Here is a 25,643-nt window from a genome sequence, read left to right as displayed (position 1 = left end):
ACTCATTGAATAAGAAAGAGGAGAAGGAATGAAAAAGAGATTAATTGCACCGATGCTTCTGTCAGCCGCGTCCCTTGCCTTTTTTACCATAACCGGCTCAGCACAGGCTGCAGCGTATACGGACTACTCGATTTATAAGGTGGAGCCGGCAAAAACATTCAGTACAGAAACCCAAGCCTCTCAGGCTGCCGCCAAACTCGAAAAAGACACAGGTTGGGATGCATCCTATCAGGCTTCAGGCACAACAGCAACTTACCAGATTACCGCTACAGGCATACATAGCGAAGCAGAAGCTAAAACTTTGCTGAGCGGACTGACAAAGCAGACAGCCATTACAGGCACATCCAGTCCAGTCGGCAGCAAACAGCCGTATATGACCATCACGTCAGGCGCAATATCAAGTGAAAAACAGGCAAATATTCTGCTGGCCAAGCTTAAGCAGGAAACAGGTGTCACCGGCGCTGTGAAGATGTCCGGCACAGCCCAGTTTTACATGAACGTGGTTACCTCAGAAATAGCAGATGAGATGAAGGTCAAGGAGCTTATCCAAGGCCTGACAAAGAAAACGGGGATAAAAAGCACGTACCAGCCCGTTACACATGAAGTTTCTGTAACAAGCATTCAATCTGGCGCTATGATCGGAGACAGCAAGGCTGCGCAAGTTAAAAATGCATTCCAAAAAGAATCGGGACTGAAGGCATCGTTAAAAGAAACAGTGAAAGGCCAAGCCTATTACACGTTTACAACAGCCCCTATATCAGGCGAAGCAAATGCAAAGACTTTGTTACAGCAGCTGAAACAAAGCACCGGAATTACGGGAAGCTACAAGTCAATCAATCAAAAAACAACAGCGGACGTATACAATGTCCAATCGGCTTATTTCAAAGGGCTGAATACAGTGAAGGACGCCGTCAGCCAAATCAAGAAAAACACTGGGGTGTCCGGATATTATCAAAAGGTTGGCAAAAGCACATCATATACTGTAAACATGAAGAATTTGACGAAGCAGCAGCTTCAAAAGGTCAATGCATTCTTCAAAAAGAAAAAATGGCATTACACATCATCTGCCGTGAAAAAAACGACAACGTCATCTGCCTATCAAATTACAACCGCACAGATTTTAGGTGAGCAGCAGGCCAACAAAGCTGCGGCCTTCTTTACACAGAAAAAAGTAAAGGCAACGAGAAAAGCGACTGGAAAAACATCCGAAAACCAATATCAGCTCATTTCTGAAGAAACAACTGACCAAGCAAAAGTTACGAAAGGTTTGAACGTTTTAAAGAAAAATAAGCTGAGTGCTACAGCAAAAACAGTAAAAAAACAAATTGCTAACACATTTAAAATTACAACTGAATCTCTGCTGGAAGCGGCAAAAGTCAATGAAGCCATAACGTTTTTTAAATCGAATCAGATTTCAGCCGCAAGCAAAAAAACGGGTCAAACAACAGGAAGTAAATATCAAATCACCACTGAGGCGATCATCAACAAAGAGGACATCGATCGTGTACTTGCTTTTCTCAAAAAAAATAACGCCTCTGGCACGGCCGCGAAAACAGGCGCGACAGCATATACACAATACAAAATCCTGACATCTCAGCTTAGCAGCAAAACAGCATTGAACAATGGACTGAACTATTTTAAAGCTCAACAGTTAAGCGCGAACTACACAACCAAAAGCAACACGCTTTATAAAATTAGCCTTAACAAGCAATTCACAGGCAATAGTGCAGCCTTAGCGGCATCAGCGAAGCTTAAGCAATTATATGGATGGACATCATCCACTGTAAAAATCAAAAACGGTCCGCAAATCATGAAAACGAATTATAATCTATCGCTTCGTGATATGGTTCAAAAACAAATGAAAGTCAGCCCGCAAACCGACGGTGCAGCTTACGTATCACTCACATATATCAATACTGCAACCTCAACGGTCACAGCTGATGTCCTTAACATCCGGTCAACACCGGCAGTCAGTCCGACGAACGTCATCGGCCAATTAAAAAAAGGTGATAAAGTGAGAATCATCGGCCAGACAAACGGCTGGGCTAAAATCAATATGGGGTGGAGAAACGCTAGCAGTGATGAAGTAGGACAATACGTTGACCCAAACAACTTTTCCATGGACAGCAAATACTACTTCCAATTTCTTAAGCTGTCACAGACAGCCGGCCTCAGCGTTGCCGAAGTCAATCAGAAAGTGCTTGCGGGCAAAGGCATCCTGACAGGGAAAGCAAAGGCATTTATCGATGCCGCAAATAAGTACAGCATCAACGAGCTATATTTAATCTCACACGCTCTCCTTGAAACAGGCAACGGAACATCCGATTTGGCCAATGGTTTAACCTATAACGGAAAAACCGTTTATAACATGTACGGAATCGGCGCATACGATAGCAACCCGAACTACTACGGCGCCAAATACGCATACGAGCAAGGCTGGTTCACTCCAGAAGCCGCCATTATCGGGGGCGCCAAATTCATAGGCACATCCTACATTCATAACACAGCCTACAATCAAGATACGCTATACAAGATGAGATGGTCAGCCACAGCTGCGCACCAATACGCAACAGACATCGGCTGGGCATACAAACAAGTAAACCGCATGTACAGCCTGTATTCATTGCTGGATGGATACACGCTGTATTATGATGTTCCGGAGTATCTATAAATAAAAAAACACCTTTTGCCGCGGCAAAAGGTGTTTTTATCATTATCTTTTAAGAACTTTATCCTCTAAGGGTTCCTCTTCCTGAGGAAAAACAATTTGATCAATGACACGTTCACTTGCTTTACCATCCAGATCATCAAAGAAATAATGTACAAATGAATCAATTTGATCGAAGTTATACTTTTCTTCTTTAATAATAGAAATCATTTGATCAGACGTTTTTGCAAGCGGACCCGGAATAAAGTCAAAGTAATCGTAATAGAAATCACGTTTCCGAATATAATCATCAACATCGTAGCTGAAGAAGATCATCGGTTTATTTAATAAAGCATATTCAAAGCATACTGATGAATAATCCGTAATCAATACATCCGTCACAAGCAATAGCTCGTTGATTTCTCTGAAGGAAGAGAAATCATAAAAGAAATCGCTATACTGATAAGGGATATTGGCGTCGTTCCGCACAAATGGATGTATTTTAAATAAGAAGATATATTCATCCTTTAACTCATGATACAGACGGTCAAAATCAAGCACCTCAAAAGGATAATGAGCCGATTGCTGCCCATTTCCGCGGAAAGTAGGCGCAAAGAGGATAACCTTCTTATCTTTAAGGAACGGATATTCCGTATAAAGACGTTCCTTCACAAATGCTTTTTTCGCTTCATCAAAGAAGAAGTCAGTTCGCGGAACGCCGGTAGCAATCACGTTCTCAATGTCCACGCCAAAGCCCTCTGCATAGTGCTTCCGTATATTTTCAGAGCTGACGATAACCTTCGTGTAGTTTCTGTGGTTTTTCGAATGCGGCGACGGTCCTCCCGGCAGTCCGATTCGGCTGTAACCAAACGTTTTAAATGCGCCGACAGCATGCCACAGCTGGACAAGTTCGGCCTTTTTCCGAATTTTTAACGGATAAATAATTGGATAAAAATCATCAATGAAAATGATTTTGCTAGTCGCAAAATGATAAGCCATTGACATGAGTTCAGACAGGCTTTTTCTGTCACGTATGCTGCTCTTTAAGAAAAATTTAAAATCAAAGTTTTCTTCCCGCTTCAGCAGTTCCTCGTAAACAAATTCAAAGTTGCCTGTCAAATCAAGACGGCTGTCAGAAGCAAATACGATCTTGTTCGGCTTAATTGGAAGCAGGCGGAACACATCATAAGCAAAATGGAACAAGCTCGTATTCAGCTTGCGTAAAAAGCGGTTTGCTTCTTTCCCGGTATCGAGCTCTAACAGGCTTGGATCAATTTCCTGAAGCTTGTTGCAAGACAAATTAATCGTCTTTTCGCTCTCATCATAGTTGACAATCAAATTGAACTTCATCAGCTTTTTAGCTGAATGAAATTCCATCTTTGTCGCATACACATCATTAGAGAGGAAACTGCTGACATTTCCGACCGTATGCACTTCCTGGTGTTTGATATTTTGGTCATCGACTGCCTCGATTTCGAGAAACAGCTTATACTCGCCTTGGGGAAGAGGCTTGTCATTCATCAATTTAGAAAAGTTAATCTGCTGTGAAAATCCTGCCCATTTATAGGCTTCAGGCACATTTGCAGTATTGATGGATAACTGTTCTACAGGACAATCGCGCAACGAAACAGCTGTGAATAAAACACCGTTGTTCACCAATAATAAACGTTTGCGGACCTGATCCTCTTTTTGCAGAGGCAGACCCTTAATATACATATAACCCGCAATCTTAAGGATTGACCCATTCCAAGAAAACTCAGAAATTTTTCTGACAGGCACTTGCTGATTTTCTTCGACACGCTTCGTTTTATCAAAAAGAGAAAAAACTCTGTTATCTGTTGGATGAACAATCAGAGCTGTATTTTCTTTTTTCACGTTTTTTCTTGATCTGAAAAGTCTGTTCTTAATCTTTCTGGCAAGCTTCACTTTGTACCTCACTTTCTCCTAATCGGCACCAGATGTTAAAAATGATGAAATAAAATCGGCTACCCGCTCTGAAGATTTGCCGTCTTGATGGGTAATAAACTTCTGTGAAAAAGCTTCAATCCGCTTCGTATCAGCTTCGTGCACATTCTCGATGTCTCGAACAAGCGATGTAGCGTCCCTAGAAATCGGCCCAGGCACAAATGATTCAAATGGATAGTAGAAATCACGTTCTTCTAAATAGTCTTCTAAATCCGGGCAGTAAAAATACATCGGACGCTTCAGCAGGCTGTATTCGAAAATGACTGAAGAATAATCGGTTATCAGTCCATCAGAGATTGCCATCAAATCATACAAAGAGTACGAATCGGATAAATCCAGCACAAAATCATCCTCTTCCGGACGCGCGTGCTGGCGCATATACGGATGAAGATGGAGCATGACGACATAATCTTTATGGTTTAGCGCTGATTTTAATTGTAGCAGATCAAGCGGGGGAGCGTAACCCTCTTGATGATGTCCGCTGCCTCGAAAGGTAGGAGCATACAAAAGCTTTTTCTTATGCTTTAGTTCAGGATAAGCCCGATCAAACTCATCTTGAACAGTGCGAATATGTTCAAGATCATAAAAATAATCCGTTCTAGGTATACCAAGCGGCAAAATCTGCTCTTGCTCCATTTGAAAAGCTTCAGCAAAATGCGGAACAGCAGCAGGTGCGCTGACAATTGCATAGTCATAGTTAGAATGCACAGGAACGATCTTCAAGTAATCGGAAGAAGGCCCAAACGGCTTGTTCACAATGCTGTAGCCAAACTTTTTAAACGCACCGCAAGCATGCCAAAGCTGGATGGCGACTGTTTCCTTTCGTTTGGGCACAACGTACAAAGGAAAATAATAATCATCCAATAACAGCACACGGCATGTGGCAAGATGATATAAAGAGCTGAAAAGATGAAGCAAATACGAAGCTCGTCCGATCAACCCTTTATCCATCTTACGAAAAAGCAGGGTAATCCGAAGAGACGGATCTTGCTTCAGCTTTTCATAGACTGCTTTAAAATTATCACTTAAATGATCCTCACGATAGGAAGCTATGACAACTTTGTTATGCTGTACTGGTAATAAAGCGCTCAATAGTTTATAAGCAGTGCCGAATACTCCTTTTATAATTCGTGTAAGGAATGTTTTCACTGTTTAAATATCCCATTCAATAACAGTTTTTCCCCAAGATGAAGTCAAATCTGCTTCAAACGCGTGTGTAATTTCCTCAATACTCCGTACCGGGAAGCGTCCGCCGACTAATGTTTCTAAATAATCTACCACTTCTGGGTATTGAGCTAAAAAGTCTACAGTACGGGCAAAATCCTCGCGTCCGCTGCGGCTGCTGCCGATCAGCGTAATCCCTTTTTCAAGCACCATTCTGGTTTCGATTTCAACTGGGTATTCAGATACGCCTAAGAGCGCTACACATGCCTCAGGATGGACATGGGTGATGATCTGTTCAATCGCACTTTCACTGCCGCGTCCGCCTACACATTCAAAGGCATGATCGATTCTTACATCCTCAGGAATGTCGTTAATTTGATAAGCCGCGTCAACAAAAGAGAAGTGTTCAAGTTTATAAGGCGTTTTTCCGAAAATAAATACCTTGCTGTCCGGGTACTTCTTCTTCAAAAGAAGCGTCATGATAAATCCGAGGTTTCCGTCCCCCCAGACACCGAATGTGTCACGCTTCTTATGCGCCATTCGTTCAAATCGGGAAAGCGCGTGAACTGCAATGGTGATTAGCTCGGTAAAAGCAGCTACATGCGGGTCAATGCTGTCCGGAAGTTCAACGAGCCGATCCGGGGCCATAAACATGTAATCCTGCATGAAACCGTCATAGCCGCTGGAACGGAATCTGCTGGATCGCAGATAATTTTCCGCAATCACTTCATGCTCTTCAACCGGTGTATTCGGAACCATGACAACCCGTGTTCCGACTTTAAAAGTGCCGGTCGGATCAAACATCACTTTTCCGATTCCTTCATGGATCAGGGCCATCGGCAGTTTTTTATCCATAGCCTCTTTGCCGCGGGAACCAGTGTAATATCGCTGGTCGGCAGCGCAGATGGATAAATGTGTTGGCCGGACAACAACCTTGTCTGAATGGACAACTTTATCTTTATACGTCACTTCAAACTGTCGGGCAGAAACTAAACGATACGTTTGATTAATCATTGTGAAATTCGCTCCTGTAAAATGGCATTTGCCACTTTTAAGTCATATGGTGTCGTTACTTTAATATTAAAGACTTCACCGCGAACCAGCTTCACTTTTTCACCTGCTAACGAACAGATCTTACAAGCGTCAGTCAGTACGGCTTTTTGATCATCTGACAGCTGATTATAAAGCTCGACCAATTTGCTGATGCGGAAGCTTTGCGGTGTTTGTCCCTGATACATATTATCGCGTACAGGGATATCAGAGATAAACTCTTGGTCTTCTGAAGCGATAATTGTGTCAATAGCAGATATGACTGTATCGACAGCGCCATATTGAAGAACAGCATCAATGTTTTCCTCGATAATGCGATGAGTCAAAAACGGGCGCACAGAATCATGCGTAATAATCACGTCATCCTCTTGAATGCCAAATTCTTTTTCAATGTAACGGATGCCGCTCATAATTGATTCATTGCGGTCGCTTCCGCCTTCCACCACGACCAGGCGCTCATCGTTTCCAATGAATTTTTTTAAAATGTCTTTTGTATGGTTAATCCACTCTTTAGGTGAAACGATCAAAATCTTATCGAAACGGTCATTTAATAAAAACTTTTCAACCGTATGAATAATAATAGGGCGTTTATTTAACGGCAAAAACTGTTTTGGCATATTGACATTTCCCATGCGGGAACCTTTTCCACCGGCTAGAATCTCAGCATAAATCATAAAATGACTCCTTCCTTACCACAACTCATAATGTTTTATAAAGGGTTTTCATATTATTTGCAATAACGATCTCTATTATATATAAAGATCAGAATGATTTCTTGTTTATATAGCTTAAAAGCTGCTTGCTGGCATTCCCTTTAGAGTACAAATTCCATTCACGGGAAAAACGCTCCACTTTAGATTGAAGATTGTTTATATCTTTTATCTGTTCTAGGAGCATTTCTGAATTACTGCAAGGCACCCCAGGTATCACCTCTGCATAATTTCTAATCAAGCCGCGTGTTTTGTCGTAAGCATCCATATCATACGCATAAAACAGAATGGGTTTGTCCAACAGAGCAAATTCAAAAGGAACTGAAGAGTAATCCGATATTAACAGATCGCTCATTTTTAATAGGTCTGCAAGAGGGAGATCTGATACATCTTTTATCCACTCATTATTGACAGGTAAATCTGCAGATTGTTTCATAACAGGATGCAATTTTACCGCAAGCAAAAATTCTCCTTTTAAATCATATGCCAGCTGTTTTTCTGAAAACGGCAGCGAAAAGCTTTCAAACTGATGATCCCTGAAAGTCGGGGCATACAGAATGATTTTTTTCTCTGCCGGCAGATGGTGTTTGCATTTAAGTTCATGACCGTTTTTGCCGGCCTCATAGTAAGCATCAGTTAATGGCACACCAAATCTAAGAAATTTATCCTCTGTGATATCGAAAAATTCCTTAAATATGTCAGCCATGTGTTCAGAACCGACGACAATCCGGTCATATGAAGCATATACCTTACGAAATCGTCTCACGTCAGACCGGGAACGATTCTGAGTATTGATATCCTTTAATCCAAAGCGCTTAAACGCTCCGTTCGCATGCCAGACTTGTATGCACTCAATATCCGGCCGGCTGGCCAAAACAATTGTTAAAACAAAATAATTATCAACAACCACGGCTTTACTGCTCAGCATAGAAAAGACCGCTTTACATAGATGAAGCGGATGTTTTTCATTAATAACTGAGACAGGGAGTGCCGGGAATTCATCTGCCAGTGATTTTGCGTGCTGGGTAAGCAGCACATTAATGTGAAATGAATAATGTCCCTCCTGATATTCCTTTAACAGGGCACGGGCATTATCAGGAAAAGAGACAAGCAGTGTCATTTGATTCCCCGGTTTTATCCAAAAGAGTGAAGCGCCAATGACTTTTATGGCCAAAGAATAAAAAAACGCAAACATCGATTGAAGTTTCATCCTGTCATCAGCTCTAATCTGCTGTCAGAGATTGTCCGCAGATACAGCGAATGATTCTTATATTTCATTAAAAACATAGCTCCTTTAAAGACCGTTTACAAATGGCGTGATTGATCTTTAATCTGCCCTGTATATTGCGGCTTGGCTGAAGCTCGTTCATGCTTCAGCACGGCTGTAACATATTTAGGAATGCTCAGCATTCTTCTCCAGCGCGATGGATTGGTGATCAGCCTGTACATCCATTCAAGGTGAAAACGGATAAAAAACGACGGCGCTCTTTTTACATTGCCGCTAAACACATCAAAGCTGCCCCCGAGCCCTACTGCTACAGCTTGAGGGAATAAATGCCGGTATTTATGGATAAAGAACTCCTGAACAGGGTAACCTAACGCGACAAACACCATATCCGGCTTTGCAGCAGCAATCTTGTCTGCCACTTCACTTTGATCCTTGACATAGCCGTCAGAGTAGCCCGCAATTTCAACTCCAGGATAATCACGGCGGATTCGTTCGATTGTTTGCTCAATAACATGTTTGGCTGCACCGTAAAAGAAAACACGCTTTTTCTTTTGGTGAGCCTTATCCAACAAGGACGTAAACAAATCATAGCCGGCTATTCTGGATTGAAGTGGCTTTCCGATCAACTTGGAGACCATAACAACACCAATGCCATCCGGCAAAATAAAATCAGCAGACGAAAGAACTGTTTCATACCGCGGATTCTGCATCGCTTCAAATCCAATTTCGGGATTTGCCGTAACAATAAACGCTCCTTTGGCCTGATCCAAATATGAAGTTTCCAAATGGGATACAAATGAATTCAGTTCACCGTCTACAAAATCTAATTGATTAATGGGTTTCGTTTGCATTATGTCAACCCTCCTTTTCATCTATATGTCTATAAAAAACATGTGTCATTCGTATAGTTTAAGTAAAGACCATAATTCATCACTTTACCTGAAAACATCTTACCCTATCATACCACAAAAATCTTTAGGAACTTTTAACATTCACATTACAATTCCTTCACGTTTTGACGATGAATTAATGTGAGGAGGGTTTACAAAATAAATGACGTAACACAAAGCAAATCGTTTCACTAAAAATCATGACAAAAGAATCAATTTTTCCATGAACGAAAACTTGGTATAATGAAATGAGATAAAGCATTGGACCTGTAAATTTTATACATCAACATATATTTATCCCAAAAATTATTAGCAATTGACATTTTTAAAGAGCCTTAACTTTTATAGGAACTTATGCTATTATTGTTCATTATTAATGGTACGTAAAATTTATGTCGAAATTATAAACAGTTTGTTAAGTTTTTTTGTTTTTTTCTGGCACTCTCAGTTGAAAACGGTTGGAAGGGTGATGTTATCTAATGAAGAAAGTGATAACGTACGGAACATTTGATTTATTTCACTACGGACATATGAAGCTGCTTGAACGAGCAAGAGACCTCGGTGATTACTTAATCGTAGGCTTGTCTACAGATGAGTTTAATTTGCAAAAACAAAAAAAATCGCATCACTCTTATGAACATCGAAAATTCATTTTAGAAACAATCGATTTTGTAAATGAAGTCATTCCAGAAAAAAACTGGGAACAAAAAATCTCAGATATCAAAAAGTACGGGATTGACACGTTTGTCATCGGTGATGACTGGAAAGGGAAGTTTGACTTCTTAAAGGAATATTGCGAGGTCATATACCTTCCAAGAACAGAGGGCATTTCAACTACTCAAATCAAAAAAGACATGGCTAGTCTATAGAAGTACTAATTAAAAGAGGCTTGAAGTAATGTTCAGTTGCTTCTTTTTTTCTTGTGTGCGTGAATTATAAATTTTTGCTCTTTAAGGAGTTTATGATGAGATCGTTTATTTTAAATAAATGCAGAAGTTTATTAATTAAGGTTTATTCGGTGCTGTTTCAACTTTTTGCTCTTCTGCCAAGGAACAAAAAATTAATTTTATTTGAAAGCTATTCTGGCAAACAGTTTAGCTGCAATCCCAGAGCAATCTACGAATATCTCCAGGAAAATAAAGATAGATATGACTATAAGTTAATATGGAGTATTGATAAGCGTTACATGTCGGCATTAGAAGGTGTGAATGTAGCATATATTAAAAGGTTTTCTTTTAAGTGGCTTTGGTACATGGCCACTGCAAAGTATTGGATAACAAATAGCCGCCTCCCATTATGGATCCCAAAACCCAAAAAAACATTGTATGTGCAAACGTGGCATGGCACTCCGTTAAAAAAGCTTGCTAATGATATGGATGAAGTACATATGCCGGGAACTACAACTGAAAAATACAAACAAAATTTCCTGCGGGAAGCTAGCAAATGGGATTATTTGATTTCTCCTAATGCTTACTCAACGAATATTTTTAGAAGTGCGTTTCAGTTTAAAAAAACGTTTATTGAATCTGGCTATCCGAGAAATGATTTTTTACATAAAGAGAATAGAAAAAAAGAAATGCTGAAAATAAAAGAAAGATTAGGTATTAATAGTGAAAAGAAAATTATTTTGTATGCCCCCACTTGGAGAGATAACTCATTTTATGCTCAAGGTAAATATAAATTTAATATGGTTTTAGATTTAGAAAGTCTAAAAAATCAATTAAGTAATGAATATATTCTTATTTTAAGGATGCACTATCTTGTATCTGAGAATATTAACTTAACTAAATACAAGGAATTTGCTTACGATTTTTCAGATCATAATGATATTAGAGAATTATATTTAATATCAGATATATTAATAACGGATTATTCTTCAGTTTTTTTTGATTTTGCTGGATTAAAGAGGCCGATCCTTTTTTATGTTCCCGATATTGAATTTTATAGAGATAAATTAAGAGGTTTTTATTATGATTTTGAAAAATGTGCTCCAGGACCTCTTCTTAAAACAACAGAAAAAGTAATTGAAGCCATACACCAAACAAAGCACTATAAACAGGATGAAAACATTACTTCGTTTTACGATCAATTTTGTTACTTGGAAAAAGGTAATTCATCTAAAAAAGTTGTCGAAGAAATACTCGGATAAAAAACATATTCTTTTAAAGGAGTACTTAAGATGTTGTTTTCAATTGTAATGCCTGTTTATAATTCGGGATTATATCTCAGAGAAGCCATTGACAGTATCATTGATCAAACTATTAATTTTGAAAAAAACATAGAAATAGTATTGATTGAAAATAATAGCATTGATAATTCAAAAAACATATGTGAAGAATACGCAACAGCATTTCCGAATAATATTAAGATTATTTATCAAGATACACCAAATGTCAGTTTAGCAAGAAATAATGGATTAAAAGCTTGTGAAAATAGTGAATTTATAGGCTTTATAGATTCTGACGACAAAGTTTCACTAAATGCTATGGCTGAGGTATTAAAGTTTTTTGAAAATCATACCGATATTAATTTAGCGGTGCTACCGCTATTTTTCTTTGACAATAAAGACGGAGAGCACTCACTAAATTATAGATTTAAAAGTGAAAAAAGTATTGTTAACATAACTGATAATTACTCCGCTATTCACTATCACATTGGTGGAACATTTTTTCGAAAAAAAACAATAGAATGTTTGCGAATGGCTTTTAACGAACAAATGGAATTCTGGGAAGATGTTTTATTTATTAATACCTTTTTAATTAAAGAACAAAACTATGGCCTTATTCCTGATGCTAAATATTTTTATAGAAAAAGGCAAGATGAAGGTTCTCTAGTAGACACTTCGTGGTTTAAAAAAAATAGGTATACGTTTTTACTTACAAATGGATATGGTGAAATGATCAAGAGATCATTAGAAGAATACGGCGAAGTTATACCGTATATTCAATGTTTAATTCTTAATCATGTAAAGTTATTTATTTTTCAAAAAAACAATAATCTGGTTTATGAAGTACTAAATGAGATAGAGCAGCGTGAATTTTTTGAGGAGTTATATCACATTTTAAAATATATAGATGAAAAGTTAATTGTAAATCAAAACATGAAAACATATTTAAAAGAGTATTTAATTTCATTTAAACGTTGGGGTTATCCTGTTAACAGACTTATTGAAATAGGAAAACTTGAAAACGAAAAAATCAATATAACTTCATGGAAAGTCGATAAATTTTCAGTTAAACTGACTGTTAGTTTCAGTAATGAAGAATCTGCAATTAACGATAGTAGTAATGTTTATGTTTCATATGGGAGAAAATGTATAAAAGCCAAGTTGATAAATGAACAAAAACAAAAGAATATTGTTATTTGGGGTACTACTGTTAGGGATAGAACATATTCTTCTTATCAATTAAAACTTCCTTTAGGAGTTATTTTTTTTAGGTTTATTGTTGAAAAAGATAATAATTATATTAATCTTCAAAAAGTTAATGTTTTAAATAGATTATTTAAGAAGCTAATTACTTTTAATAAAACAAATAATTAAAAGGAGAATGGAAACTTGGAACAAAAGAATTTTTTCTTTTCTATTATAATGGCAATTTACAATGTTGAAGAATTTTTAGAAGAAGCAATAACAAGCATAATTGATCAGGCGCTTGATTTTGAGCATCATGTACAGTTGATTTTAGTGAATGACGGAAGTGTTGATGCTTCCGGTGAAATTTGCTTAAAGTATAAAGAAAAGTATCCAGACAATATAGTTTTTATTGATAAGGAGAATGGCGGAGCGAGTAGTGCGCGTAATGAAGGTTTAAGACGTGCCAAAGGGAAGTATATTAATTTTCTAGACCCGGATGATACATTATCTCCTTCAACTCTTTTGAAAGTATATGATTTTTTCGAAAAGAACTATTCTAAAGTTGATGTAGTCTCTATTCCAATGATGATGTTTGGAAAAACAAGCGGCCCACATTTATTAAATTATAAATTTGACAGGACTAGGCTAGTTCATACATTGAAAGAACATACGGGGATTCAGTTATCAGCACCTAGTTCATTCGTAAAAAAAGAAGTAGTTAAAAATCATTTTTTTAATGAAGATATGGCCTATGCTGAAGATAGTGAATGGCTGACTAAAATTATTATGAAACGTCAAGTTTACGGAATTGTAAAAGAAGGACAATATAATTATCGGCGAAGAGAAGATGCATCATCCGCAACTCAAACAGGGAAAAACGACAAAAAATGGTATACGGATTACTTGAAGAATTTCTCTCGAGAATTAATTAACCATAGTATTACGACATTAGGATACGTTCCAAAATATATTCAGTATATGATTGCCTATGACTTGCAGTGGAGAATTAATATAGAAGACAGAACTGATGTTTTAACTGATAATGAAGTTGAAGAGTTTTTTGACTTGTTAGAAAGAATACTCGCATTTATAGATGACGATATAATTTTTGAACAAAAATCTCTCAACTTGCATAGAAAATACTTTTTAATCAAATTGAAATATCGAAATCAAAAAAATGTATTCAAAAAAATCTTTTTGAATCGTAATGTAAATTTATATTTTAAAGAGAAATTAATTAATTCTATGAGATATGAAGCTTTAACGATGGAGTTATTAAACATTGAAAAGGGTATTTTAACCCTTGAAGGTAATTTCGGTTCATTATTCGATGCTGCTGAATTAGAAGTGAAAGCATGTGTCAATGACAAAATGTATCATGCTGAAAAAATTGATAGAACAGTGCACAATTTATATTGCCTAAATAAGCCAGTTAAAGAGTACTTAGGCTTTAAAGTAGATATCCCTGTTGATCATCTTCAAAACAACTCAAATATTGAAATGATGATTTCATCAAAAGGCAAACTAATAAAAGTGAAAATCAACTTTGGACGGTTATTCCCGCTGGATAAACATATAGTCGACTTCTATACCAAAAATGGTATAGGAATTTATTTCGATCATGAACTTAATAATTTAGTTGTCTTAAAAGATAAAAATCAAATTATGAAAGCAAAAGAAAAGCGGGCACAAAGACGTTTTAAGACTTTTAATAAAGTAGGTGCTGAGAAGGCTTCAAATGTAAGAAAGATTATGGAACACCTCTATAAAATAAAGAAAAATAAAAGAGTATGGCTTTTTATGGATAGGATCAACAAAGCAGATGATAATGCAGAAGCATTATTTGAATATGCAATGCAGCAGAAAGACGGTATCAAAAAATATTTTATTATCAGTAAAGATAGTCCGGATTATAATAGGCTGAAAAAAATAGGACCAGTTGTTGCATATGGTTCACCTAAACATAAGTTTTTGCATTTACTTGCTGATGAAATAATATCTTCCCATGCAGATGATTATGTAGTAAATCCATTTGTTAATATGAGGAAATATTATAAAGATTTATTTAAATTCAACTTTATTTTTCTTCAGCATGGAATTACAAAAGATGATATTTCCGGATGGCTTAATAAGTATAAGAAAAATATAAGACTATTTATAACTGCCGCACAACCGGAGTATGAGTCAATAATTAACGGTCATTATAATTATACAAAGAGAGAAGTAATTTTAACTGGATTTCCTAGGTTCGATAAGCTTGTTAATCATAATCACAAAAAGATATTAATTATGCCAACATGGAGAAATCACTTAGTGGGAAAAATAAATCCGCAAACAGGTAAAAGAGATTATTCACCCCTCTTTAAAAACTCAGTTTATTTTAATGAGCTTAATAATCTATTAAATGATACTAAACTTATTAAAGCTGCTAGTGAAAAAGGATACGAGATAGTATTCTTCCCACATCCAAATATTGTTCAGCAGTTGAAGGATTTCAATAAAAATAGTTCAGTGAGAATAGCAGATATAAATGAAAGTTATCGAAATCATTTTAATAATAGTGCTGTTTTAGTTACAGATTACTCATCTGTTGCATTTGACTTTGCTTACCTTAAAAAACCTGTTTTTTACTTCCAATACGAGAAAAATCATTTAGAAAAAGGTTATTTTGATTACAATTCTATGGGCTTTGGAGATGTTGTTACTGATAAAGATACATTAGTTGATAAGTTGATAAATTGTATGGAGAATAATTGTCTAATGGATACCAAATATATAAACAGGGTTAATCAATTTTATAAATACACGGATAAAGAAAACTGTAAACGTGTTTATCAACAAATTGTTAGCTTAGGAACTAATAATAAAGAGGGAATAAAGAAATGAAAAAAGTAGCTGTTTACGGTAGTTGTGTAACACGTGATAACTTTAACTCTCAATTTAATCCGGATTATAAACATTATTTCGAATGTGTATTGACACAGAACCAAACGTCGATTATTTCAACAATGAGTAGACCTAACAACATTGTTTTTGATAACGAGAACATGTCTAGTCATGAAAAAAACACCTTAAAGACTGATTTTGAGAATAGCTTTTTAAAGGAAATTAAATCAGCTCAGCCAGACATATTGATTTTGGACTTTTTTGCAGATGTACATTTTGGATATGTGCAAATATCGGATAATCAGTACGTTACAAATAACAGATGGACACTTCCTAAAACAAATTACTACAAGCTTTCGATTCAAAATAAAAAACAAAGTTTTAATATAGATGATCATTTAGAAAATTATTATGCTCTTTGGAAACAAAAATTCAATCTTTTCTATAACTACGTAAGATTAAATTGTCCAGAAGTTAAAATAATCTTAAATAGTGCAAGAAACGTTCATCACTTTTTTGATAAAGAAGAGCAGAAAAAATTGCTTATTAATGGAGGAAACATCAAGGTAATTGATGTTGATTATTATAATAAGGTTTGGAGTAAATTTGACGCATATGTATTAGACAGCTTCAGTGACGTAGAGGCAATAGATTTATTTAAGAATAAAATCTATAATTCCTTTGAAAACCATCCATGGGGTAAATTTTATGTGCATTATACAATGGATTATTACACTGATTTTTTGGACCAGTTAAAAAAACTTAGTCTATAAGAATTAGTATGCGGAGGATTGAATGTGAAAATCGAGATAATGAATATATCTGTAAATCCTAAAAATGATGGATGGATAATTTTTGGGCATACGAATAGAATAGAGGAATTTAAGGGGCTGGCTCTTAAATTAAAGACTAATAACATAGCCTTTGAACAGCCTATTCAGCTAAACCTGCCTTATTCTTATATGCATGAGGAAGGTTATTTCTTATGTGAAGTAAAATTTGCTCAAATAATAAAATCAAAAAAACTTTCCTTCTCTAATGATTGGGAATTGATAGTATTAAACCAAGATGCTCAATTACTAATTTACTGTCTCGATGGTCAACACAAACTAAAAATAAAGCTACCAGATTCTTTGTATTTTGGAGTCTTGTCTTTAGTGAATAATAAATTAGTCATTACAGTACAGCCTGACAATGCAAAATTTAGCATATATAGTATTGAAAAAGGGAATTCTACTGACGAATTCAAATTAAAATTTGAATTAAATGGAGAGAAGCATAAATTATTTGAAACCAATGATTTATTATTTGTTCTTTCACGCAGACCTCATGGAACCCTTTATCAGTTTCATGAAGAACAAATAGAACTTGGAAAGCTTTCTCAAGTTGATGACCACTTAGAGGTTGACCTTGATTTATATAATCTTCCGGCTAATATCATTGTTGACGATTCGAACATTTGGGATTTCTATATCAAATTAGACAATAATTCTGAATCTATTTTAATTTCTTGTTTAGTTGATAAAGAACTGCCGAGTTCTCTTGATAAATTAAGTGCATTAAGAAATCATCCATTTCACTATGTCAAATTAAATAAAACAGGAAGCAACACTTTATCTCTTCACACATATCGAAAAGATACGAATATTGCCCAACTAACCTCATTTGAAGAAAATGATAATCTTGTGAAACTTTATATTAAGATAAATACTCATATAAATTCACAATATAAAGTAGTCTTTAGAAAAAGAGAGAAAAAAGGAAATGGTTTTGAATATTATTTATCACAAGAATACAGTCTTATAAATAACGGTGATCATTTCATTTGTGAAATAAACAAAAGAAATTTGTTAAACTTGCTAAGAAAAGATCATGCGAGTGTATGGGACGTGTTTATTTTAATTGATAGTAGTGACTATGTTTATATTAGCTGCAATGAAAATATTGAGACTGATTATTTTAATATAGCTGATGGATATAAAGTGAAGTTTTTCAAAAATGGTGGAAATAGATTATCTGTGTATATGCTTTTTGATTCACACAAAGATGCAGATAAGCTTAATATAGCTGTTTTAGGTACTTGTTTCAGCAGAAATGCATTCAATTCGTCAGCATTTTTTAACCCTGATTACAAAAAGTTTTATAAGTGTTGTTATACTCAATTCCATTCATCAGTCATTAGTTTGATGTCTGATCCTGTTGATGTAGATTTTAATCAGTTTAATGATGTTAAAGAAAGTGATCGGTCATGGGTGGAAACAGATTTTAAAAAGGACTTTTTTATAAAGTTGAAAGAAGCAAAACCTGATTACATTATCATTGACCTTTATTGCGATGCGAGTAAGCCGGTCATTAGGACTCAAGAAAATAATTATGTGACTTGCAACTATTTTATAGAAGCTAGTAAGTTTTTATCAAATTGGAGTAACACACATATTGTAAATCATCATGAAAACCATAAGTATTTTGAGCTTTGGAAAGCGAATGTTGGTAAATTTCTCGATAAATTGAAAACCATTATTCCTGAAGATAAGATTATATTAAATAAGGGAAGGTTTACAGAAACATACTATGGGTTGGATGGTAACATAAAAACATTCGATGATATTCCGATGATTAGAAGAAATAATTATTTTTGGGATAAATTAGATAACTATTTCCTATCTATTGCCCCTTCAGCAAAAGTAATAGATTTGACTGATACAAAGTTTATAGGAGATGAAAGATACCCTTATGGTTTATCTTATTCTCATTATGAGTCAGATTACTACAAAGAATTTTTAAACAGGTTATTAAAAATTACATCAGAAGACCAAATGAAAAATTAATTACATGAATAGTTCTAAAATAAGGTTATTGTTATTTTATCTTTTTTAGAACTATTCTTTTTATATTGGTTGTATCTTGTTTTAATTAACAAGTGGGTCTGTCTACTATTACATGAAAAATGAATGAATATCTGTTACAATATTCATCGGTGCTTTCAAATTTCTTTAACCGAAAGATCCCAAAAATCATTTAAGTCTAAGGAAGATAAACAATGAATGCATTAGTAAGAATCGTAAAAGAGCAAGTGACATCGTTTCCTTTAATTTTGCGCTTGGCTTCGTATGAGACAAAGTCTCAGTATCAGATGAATTATCTTGGTGTATTATGGCAGTTTTTAAATCCCCTCATTCAAATGCTGGCGTACTGGTTTGTATTTGGTATGGGAATTCGTAACAGTAAGCCGATCATAACGGGTATCGGTGAAGTGCCTTTTATTGTTTGGATGCTGGCTGGTTTGATTCCATGGTTTTTTATTAGTCCGACGATTCTTGATGGATCAAACAGTGTGTTTAAGCGGATCAATATGGTCGCGAAAATGAATTTTCCGATCAGTTCGCTGCCATCTGTCGTGATTGCTTCAAATTTATTTAGTTATTTTGTGATGATGGGTGTTTATGTCATAGTTCTGTTAGCAAGTGGTATTTACCCAAGCTTGCATTGGATACAATATATTTACTATTTAATCTGCATGATTGTATTTATGTTTTCATTTAGTTTGTTTAACTCTACAATCAGTGTGCTTGTCAGAGATTATCAATTTTTGCTGCAGGCCGTTACCAGATTATTGTTCTTCTTGCTTCCGATTTTTTGGAATATATCAGAGCAGCTTGGAAAAAATCATCCGAACCTTCTGCCTGTGCTTAAACTAAATCCGATTTATTATTTGATAGAAGGATTCCGGAACAGCTTCTTAGACGGGAAATGGTTTTTCCAAGATATGAAATACACGCTGTATTTCTGGCTGTTCACTTTTCTTTTATTAACAGTAGGTTCTATCCTGCATATGAAATTCAGAGACAAGTTTGTTGACTTTCTTTAATACGTAAGGAGATTGTACGATGAAACTAAAAGTTTCGTTTCGAAATGTTTCAAAGCAGTATCATTTGTATAAAAAACAATCGGACAAGATTAAAGGATTGTTTTTTCCGGCTAAGGATAATGGTTTTTTTGCTGTGCGGAATGTCTCCTTTGACGTGTATGAGGGAGAAACAATCGGCTTTGTAGGAATAAACGGGTCAGGGAAATCGACCATGTCTAACCTGCTGGCTAAAATTATTCCGCCGACCAGCGGTGAAATAGAAATGAACGGCCAGCCGTCGCTGATTGCGATAGCAGCCGGTTTAAATAATCAATTGACGGGCCGGGACAACGTCCGGCTCAAGTGTTTGATGATGGGTCTAACAAATAAAGAAATTGATGACATGTATGACAGTATCGTTGAATTTGCAGAAATTGGCGATTTTATTAATCAGCCGGTTAAAAACTATTCCAGCGGTATGAAATCGCGTCTCGGTTTCGCGATTTCCGTGCATATAGATCCGGATATTTTAATTATTGACGAAGCGCTCTCCGTAGGAGACCAAACGTTTTATCAGAAATGTGTAGACAGAATTAATGAGTTTAAACAACAAGGAAAAACCATTTTCTTTGTCAGCCATTCCATCGGCCAGATTGAGAAAATGTGTGACCGCGTTGCTTGGATGCATTACGGCGAACTTCGGATGTTTGATGATACAAAAACAGTTGTGAAAGAGTACAAAGCGTTTATTGACTGGTTTAATAAGCTCTCGAAAAAAGAAAAAGAAACATATAAAAAAGAGCAGACGGAAGAGCGCAAGAAAGAAGATCCTGAAGCTTTTGCCCGTTTCCGCAAAAAGAAGAAAAAGCCAAAATCACTGACCAATGCAGTACAAATTGCGATTTTGTCTTTCTTGACAGTTTTTATTGCGGGCACGATGTTCTTTGATGCCCCGCTTCGAACAATTGCTTCGTTTGGTGCAATTCCGCAGAATGAAGTCAAGAATCATCATAGCGATGCAAAGGGCAAGATGGAGGAAAGCCTAACTGTAATGAATAAAAAAGGCTTTATAGCTGATGAAGAAGTGACAGTCTATAAAGACCAAGATCTGAAAAAGAAGGCCAGTGTTACACTGCCTTTCGGTACTGCAGTGACGGTAAGCGCAAAAGGCAAACAAGCAGCAAAAGTTAAGTTTGACGGACATTCATATTTTGTGAAGAAGAACGCTGTTGTGACTGATGTGAGGAAGGCGGAATTGCCGGCTTCTGCTTTTACACCTCATGTCCAGCAAAACGCAGCAGCTTCCTATGAATACTTCCTGAAGTTCCTCGGAGACAGCAGTGACAGTATTCAATCAAAACTGAACGGTTTTACAGAAGGAGAAACAGCTGACGGCAGAAAGACTTTGGATTTTGATTATGAAAAGATCAGCTATGTATTGGAAGATAATAAAGCGTCACAGCTTATCTTTCACAACATTTCTCCCGTTACTCCAGCGTCATTATCATTAAGTGACAGTGATGTATTGTATGACGACGGCAGCAAGAATCGTTTTCTTGTGAATACAGATGATCAGACCTTTGCAGTTGATAATGAAGAGCATACGCTGACCTTGATGTTGAAATAATAAAAGGCTATTGGATGAATGTCCAATAGCCTTTTTTATGTTTAGATTTCTTCTTTGTTTAATAAGTTTTCCATGAATGGAATGAGCTGTCCGCGGAGTTCTTTATCCTGCATCGCAAACTCAAGAGTGGTTGTGATAAAGCCGAGCTTTTCGCCGACATCATAGCGCTTGCCTTCAAAATCGTAAGCAAACACTCTTTGAATTTCATTCAGCTTTTGAATGGCGTCTGTCAGCTGAATTTCTCCGCCTGCGCCAACCTGCTGCTCTTCTAAGTACATAAAGATCTCAGGTGTAAATACGTAACGGCCTAAGATAGCAAGGTTAGAAGGTGCTGTGCCTTTAGACGGCTTCTCAACAAAGTTTTTCACCTGATAACGGCGGCCTTCACTTGTCAGCGGATCGATAATACCGTAGCGGTGAGTTTCTTCTTCAGGCACTTGCTGAACACCTATAATAGAAGAAAGTGTTCTTTCATATTCATCCATTAACTGGCGCAATCCTGGTTTTTCCGCCTGAACGATATCGTCTCCAAGCAGAACCGCAAAAGGTTCATCGCCGATAAAGTTACGAGCGCACCATACAGCATGTCCAAGTCCTTTAGGCTCTTTTTGGCGGATGTAGTGGATGTCAGCCAGATTAGAAGATTTTTTCACTTTTTCGAGGAGTTCAATCTTTCCTTTTTCTTCAAGGTTTCTTTCAAGCTCAGGAGAGTAATCAAAATGATCCTCAATCGCACGCTTGCTTTTGCCTGTTACAATAATAATGTCCTCAATACCGGACTCAACAGCTTCTTCAATTATGTATTGAATGGTTGGTTTATCTACGATAGGAAGCATTTCTTTCGGCATTGCTTTCGTAGCCGGTAAAAATCTCGTTCCGAGCCCGGCTGCAGGGATTATGGCTTTACGCACTTTTTTCACTTTCAAAGCACCTTCCTTAAGAACAGATTTAGGTTCAGCTTTATGAAATGCTGAGTATTTAAAATTTTGAAGTTTCTTTTTTTCTCAATACCCTGTTTTCAATCTGTTAAACACATTTAATCATATAAGAAAAACCAATTTTAAACAAGGGTCAATTCAGTGGGTTTTATCTCTGGAAAATATAGAAAATACAAAAAATATCATTAATTAATTTCAGTTAACAGACAGAGGTTATTGGCTTAAAATGTTCCAAAAAGTTCTTGAGAATAACCGTTTCTTCGTTCTAGAGCCAGCTAATTAAAAATGATATAATGTACTTCTGACATATAACTGTACGATTTTAGCGAAAGGTAATTATAAATTATGACAATTAAGGTTTCTCATCCTAAATTAGCATACGTTTGTTCAGGGCTTCATTCTGCTAAAAAAAACAACATTAATTCAATTGATTGGAATTATCCAATGGACATTGTCACTATAAATCATGAGCCTAATGCACCCTCCTCTTTTAAAGAAGCTACTGTTATCAATTTGTACAGCTTCTTTAAAGGGCCTGAACCTCAGAAACATAAAATAGAGCATCAGGTTGAAGAAGAAGGTTTAACGCATGTTCAAGAACAAGACAAACCAATATTTCGATATTACCGTGACGGGCGTTATATAAAATATCAAAGATTTACAGCAGCGGGAGCACTTGCTGTCGCGGATTATTTTAATGATAACAGGCAAAGGTTTAAACGAGAGGAATATGATGCAAACGGCTATGTACACAGCTTGATGTACATGGACTTGGAGACCAACAAACCAAAGCAGCATCTCTTTTTGAGGGCTGACGGCACCTGTTACATGACGAAGTGGTATAAGCATGATGGGGCGACTGAAAAAATTATTATTTTTGACGAAAAAGACAGTATAGAGAGTGTTTTATATTCAGAAAATGAACTTTTCCAGTATTTTCTGAGCCGCTTGATAAATGAAACGGAATATCTGCTGTTAACTTCAGAAATGAAAATTTATTCTATGCTGAAGCTTCTTTCAGCGAAATATTCGACAGCGTACTTAGGTTTTATAGAGACGAATGATATTTTGGATAACCCTGAAGGAGAAATAAACTATCTTGATGCTTTCGTAGTCCCTTCCTTGACGAGATATAATGATACGGTTGAAAGAACGGGACCCCGTTCGAACATTTACTATGTTTCTGAAGAACCGTTTGCCCGCAAACGTTTTGTGGACAAACTTATTGATCAAGTGCCTTTTAACAATAAATTAAAAGAAATGAATGTTGAGCTGTTAACAGCAGAATGGCGATCAAAATCTGACTTGTATTTGTCAGCAAAAGCAGAATTTAAAGGTGAAGTTCCGGCCTATTCCCTTGGCCGTAATAAAATGTACTGGAAATTAAAAAATGAGAAGAGTGGCACTGAATGTACGTTTAGCGCTCTGGTAAACAGAGAGGTAGATTTAACTTTTACTGTAAGCGGGACGCTTCGTATTCACTCAGCATTAGATGACCTCTCTACGATTGAATTGTATCTCTGCTCTGAGTGGGATAATAGCTTTTTTGCTGCGAATGTACGAGTGAATGACAAAAAGGAAATTCCGTTAACGGAACAAAACATCTCAGGCTGGCGAATCACTTTAGAAGAAGAAAATAATCATTTGCTAATTCACACAGCTGAAGGATTTCGGAGAAAACTAATCAATCGTCTGTTTGTAAAAAAGAATCAATAGCAGCGAAAGGTTTTACAAGAAGAAGGGGCTTGAAGATGAGAAGGATCTTTTCACTAATTTATGAAATAGACATTGAAAAAGGCGGCATTACAAGCTCTATGATGTCAAGATCGTATACTTTTGCAGAGCATGGCCATAAAATTGACTTGGTTACACTGGATTATAAAGAGAACTATGATCAGATTGAGCGAGAGCTGAAGAAGGCTGGTAGGCTGCACCCTAATGTGAATATTATCAATATTTATGATTACTATAAAAATCAGCACACCGATATCAAAATAGGTGTTGAGCAGCGCAATGGCTATAAACAAATTTTTGAACGCTTCGAGGAAGCTTATGCTGTTTATCATAACGAGGCAAAATTAGAAACTGAATACTTCAATAATGGTTTATATATAAAAAAGAAAAAGTGGGATGAGTCGGATAATCTTTTATATGTGGACTATTTCAATGAAAATATGCAAATAACGAAGCGGGAACATTTTAATGGTGAGTATATCAATAAAACTGTCTTCTTCGATACGAGAACAGCAAAAATAAATCAAGTTTGTTATACAGCACCAGATGGCTTTTGTTATTTAACGGAGTGGTATCACTTTCAAACAGGAGCCAGTCAGGGAGTTGTATTGTTTGAACGAAACGAGAAAGAAGCTGCGTTTTTCAAAAACAAGCATTCATTTCATACACATTGGCTTGAAGAACTGTGTGAAAAAGAAACAGACCCTATTATCATCTGTGATGGAGTAGGGAGTGCTTCAAAAGTAAATGAAATGCGTAAAGGATTGGCAAAACGCTTTTACTGTGTTCACTCAAATCATTTAGATTATCCTTACACATTGGGCAGCAAAGTTCGAAAGAATCATCAATACGCTATGGAGCATATTAAAGATTACGACGGGCTGATCGTATTAACGAATGAACAAAAAGATGATATCATGAAGGATTTTGAATCAAACAATAATATTTTTGTGATTCCTCATGCTCCAAGAAGGCTTGGAAAATTACAAACCTATGAAAAAAAGAAAAATGAATTTGTGATGGTGGCAAGGTATCATGAGGAAAAAGGGATCGATAAGGTTATAAAAGCAATGGAAATCGTAAAAAAATCGCGTCCTGAGGTTGTTCTAAATATATATGGAAGCGGTCCTGGCCACGAGGACTACCAGCAATTGATTGATGATCTCCAGCTAGATAATGTACATTTAAAAGGTTATATTGCAAATCCTGCTCCATTTTATCAGCAGGCGCTTGCCACATTATTAACATCAAAATTTGAGGGATTCAGCCTTGCAATCTGTGAATCGTTTTCGTGCGCAACCCCGGTAATCAGTTTTGATGTGAAATACAGCCCAAGAGAGCTCATAAAAGAACACGAAACGGGAATGCTTGTAGAACCTGATGATATTGAAATGCTTGCTGAGAGTATCATTTATTTGTACGACAACCCTGAGAAAGCCATTCAATATGGGCAAAATGCAAAAAACTTAATGGATACAGAATATAGTGAAGACAGATTGTTTGAAAGATGGGAAGAAGTATTTGAAATGACGAAATAATACATTTCTGTGCCATTTTTGTTCATTATATGAGCTTTTGAGAAGAAATAGAAGCGGATAAGGA

The 25,643-nt window shown here is 36.3% G+C and carries 18 protein-coding genes; 11 read left to right on the top strand and 7 right to left on the bottom strand.

The genetic code is table 11. The features are described from left to right. Positions 1 to 28 precede the first annotated feature (28 nt). Positions 29 to 2,671 (top strand): N-acetylglucosaminidase, encoded by a 2,643-nt coding sequence (locus NSU16_RS17720; RefSeq protein ID WP_339191650.1) that lies wholly within the window; start codon positions 29 to 31, stop codon positions 2,669 to 2,671. Positions 2,672 to 2,713: 42 nt separating this feature from the next. Here NSU16_RS17720 and NSU16_RS17715 read toward each other — a convergent pair whose 3' ends face one another. The 6 genes from NSU16_RS17715 to NSU16_RS17690 form a co-directional block, all read right to left on the bottom strand. Further along, the gene (locus NSU16_RS17715) at positions 2,714 to 4,573 is read right to left on the bottom strand and encodes a CDP-glycerol glycerophosphotransferase family protein (protein ID WP_168748893.1); all 1,860 of its coding nucleotides are present in this window, start codon (positions 4,571 to 4,573) and stop codon (positions 2,714 to 2,716) included. Positions 4,574 to 4,591: 18 nt separating this feature from the next. Further along, positions 4,592 to 5,761 (bottom strand): CDP-glycerol glycerophosphotransferase family protein, encoded by a 1,170-nt coding sequence (locus NSU16_RS17710; protein WP_339191649.1) that lies wholly within the window; start codon positions 5,759 to 5,761, stop codon positions 4,592 to 4,594. A gap of 3 nt (positions 5,762 to 5,764) precedes the next feature. Continuing rightward, entirely contained in the window at positions 5,765 to 6,790 is a 1,026-nt protein-coding gene (locus tag NSU16_RS17705) for a ribitol-5-phosphate dehydrogenase (protein WP_268447002.1), read from the bottom strand. Continuing rightward, the gene (locus tag NSU16_RS17700; RefSeq protein ID WP_326329941.1) at positions 6,787 to 7,500 is read right to left on the bottom strand and encodes a 2-C-methyl-D-erythritol 4-phosphate cytidylyltransferase; all 714 of its coding nucleotides are present in this window, start codon (positions 7,498 to 7,500) and stop codon (positions 6,787 to 6,789) included. The genes NSU16_RS17705 and NSU16_RS17700 overlap by 4 nt, the downstream gene beginning before the upstream one ends. 88 nt (positions 7,501 to 7,588) lie before the next feature. Beyond that, complete coding sequence (locus NSU16_RS17695) at positions 7,589 to 8,746, bottom strand: CDP-glycerol glycerophosphotransferase family protein (RefSeq protein ID WP_339191648.1); 1,158 nt, start codon at positions 8,744 to 8,746, stop codon at positions 7,589 to 7,591. 95 nt (positions 8,747 to 8,841) lie between these two features. Next, positions 8,842 to 9,615 carry a WecB/TagA/CpsF family glycosyltransferase gene (locus NSU16_RS17690; protein WP_168748888.1) on the bottom strand — a complete coding sequence of 258 codons (774 nt, stop codon included), beginning with the start codon at positions 9,613 to 9,615 and terminating at the stop codon, positions 8,842 to 8,844. A gap of 518 nt (positions 9,616 to 10,133) precedes the next feature. Here NSU16_RS17690 and tagD point away from each other — a divergent pair. The 8 genes from tagD to tagH all read left to right on the top strand — a co-directional run bounded on the left by tagD (position 10,134) and on the right by tagH (position 21,369). Beyond that, positions 10,134 to 10,523 (top strand): glycerol-3-phosphate cytidylyltransferase, encoded by a 390-nt coding sequence (gene tagD, locus NSU16_RS17685; protein WP_168748887.1) that lies wholly within the window; start codon positions 10,134 to 10,136, stop codon positions 10,521 to 10,523. Between the two features lie 95 nt (positions 10,524 to 10,618). Beyond that, positions 10,619 to 11,803, top strand: a complete 1,185-nt coding sequence (locus NSU16_RS17680; protein ID WP_339192719.1) for a CDP-glycerol glycerophosphotransferase family protein — start codon at positions 10,619 to 10,621, stop codon at positions 11,801 to 11,803. 30 nt (positions 11,804 to 11,833) lie between these two features. After that, complete coding sequence (locus tag NSU16_RS17675) at positions 11,834 to 13,195, top strand: glycosyltransferase family 2 protein (RefSeq protein WP_339191647.1); 1,362 nt, start codon at positions 11,834 to 11,836, stop codon at positions 13,193 to 13,195. A 15-nt stretch (positions 13,196 to 13,210) separates the two neighbouring features. Further along, positions 13,211 to 15,895 (top strand): CDP-glycerol glycerophosphotransferase family protein, encoded by a 2,685-nt coding sequence (locus NSU16_RS17670; protein WP_339191646.1) that lies wholly within the window; start codon positions 13,211 to 13,213, stop codon positions 15,893 to 15,895. After that, positions 15,892 to 16,668, top strand: a complete 777-nt coding sequence (locus NSU16_RS17665) for a DUF6270 domain-containing protein (protein ID WP_339191645.1) — start codon at positions 15,892 to 15,894, stop codon at positions 16,666 to 16,668. The genes NSU16_RS17670 and NSU16_RS17665 overlap by 4 nt, the downstream gene beginning before the upstream one ends. 24 nt (positions 16,669 to 16,692) lie before the next feature. Beyond that, the gene (locus NSU16_RS17660) at positions 16,693 to 18,723 is read left to right on the top strand and encodes a DUF6270 domain-containing protein (RefSeq protein ID WP_339191644.1); all 2,031 of its coding nucleotides are present in this window, start codon (positions 16,693 to 16,695) and stop codon (positions 18,721 to 18,723) included. A gap of 212 nt (positions 18,724 to 18,935) precedes the next feature. Further along, entirely contained in the window at positions 18,936 to 19,763 is an 828-nt protein-coding gene (tagG, locus tag NSU16_RS17655) for a teichoic acids export ABC transporter permease subunit TagG (protein ID WP_059353643.1), read from the top strand. Positions 19,764 to 19,782: 19 nt separating this feature from the next. After that, positions 19,783 to 21,369, top strand: coding sequence for a teichoic acids export ABC transporter ATP-binding subunit TagH (gene tagH, locus NSU16_RS17650; RefSeq protein WP_339191643.1), 1,587 nt, complete (start codon positions 19,783 to 19,785; stop codon positions 21,367 to 21,369). Positions 21,370 to 21,410: 41 nt separating this feature from the next. Here the strand turns inward: tagH and galU are convergent, their stop codons facing one another. Continuing rightward, positions 21,411 to 22,289 (bottom strand): UTP--glucose-1-phosphate uridylyltransferase GalU, encoded by an 879-nt coding sequence (gene galU / locus NSU16_RS17645; protein WP_010332089.1) that lies wholly within the window; start codon positions 22,287 to 22,289, stop codon positions 21,411 to 21,413. 360 nt (positions 22,290 to 22,649) lie between these two features. Between galU and NSU16_RS17640 the strand changes: the two genes are divergently transcribed. Both NSU16_RS17640 and NSU16_RS17635 read left to right on the top strand, forming a co-directional pair. Next, complete coding sequence (locus NSU16_RS17640; RefSeq protein WP_339192718.1) at positions 22,650 to 24,023, top strand: alpha-glucosyltransferase N-terminal domain-containing protein; 1,374 nt, start codon at positions 22,650 to 22,652, stop codon at positions 24,021 to 24,023. Between the two features lie 35 nt (positions 24,024 to 24,058). Continuing rightward, on the top strand, positions 24,059 to 25,579 hold the full coding sequence (locus NSU16_RS17635; RefSeq protein ID WP_339191642.1) for a glycosyltransferase: 1,521 nt from the start codon (positions 24,059 to 24,061) through the stop codon (positions 25,577 to 25,579). The last annotated feature ends 64 nt before the right edge of the window (positions 25,580 to 25,643 follow it).

This window comes from Bacillus sp. FSL K6-1003, assembly GCF_037964945.1.
GTDB classification, from domain to species: domain Bacteria; phylum Bacillota; class Bacilli; order Bacillales; family Bacillaceae; genus Bacillus; species Bacillus mojavensis.
This window is presented reverse-complemented; position numbering and strand designations above follow the sequence as displayed.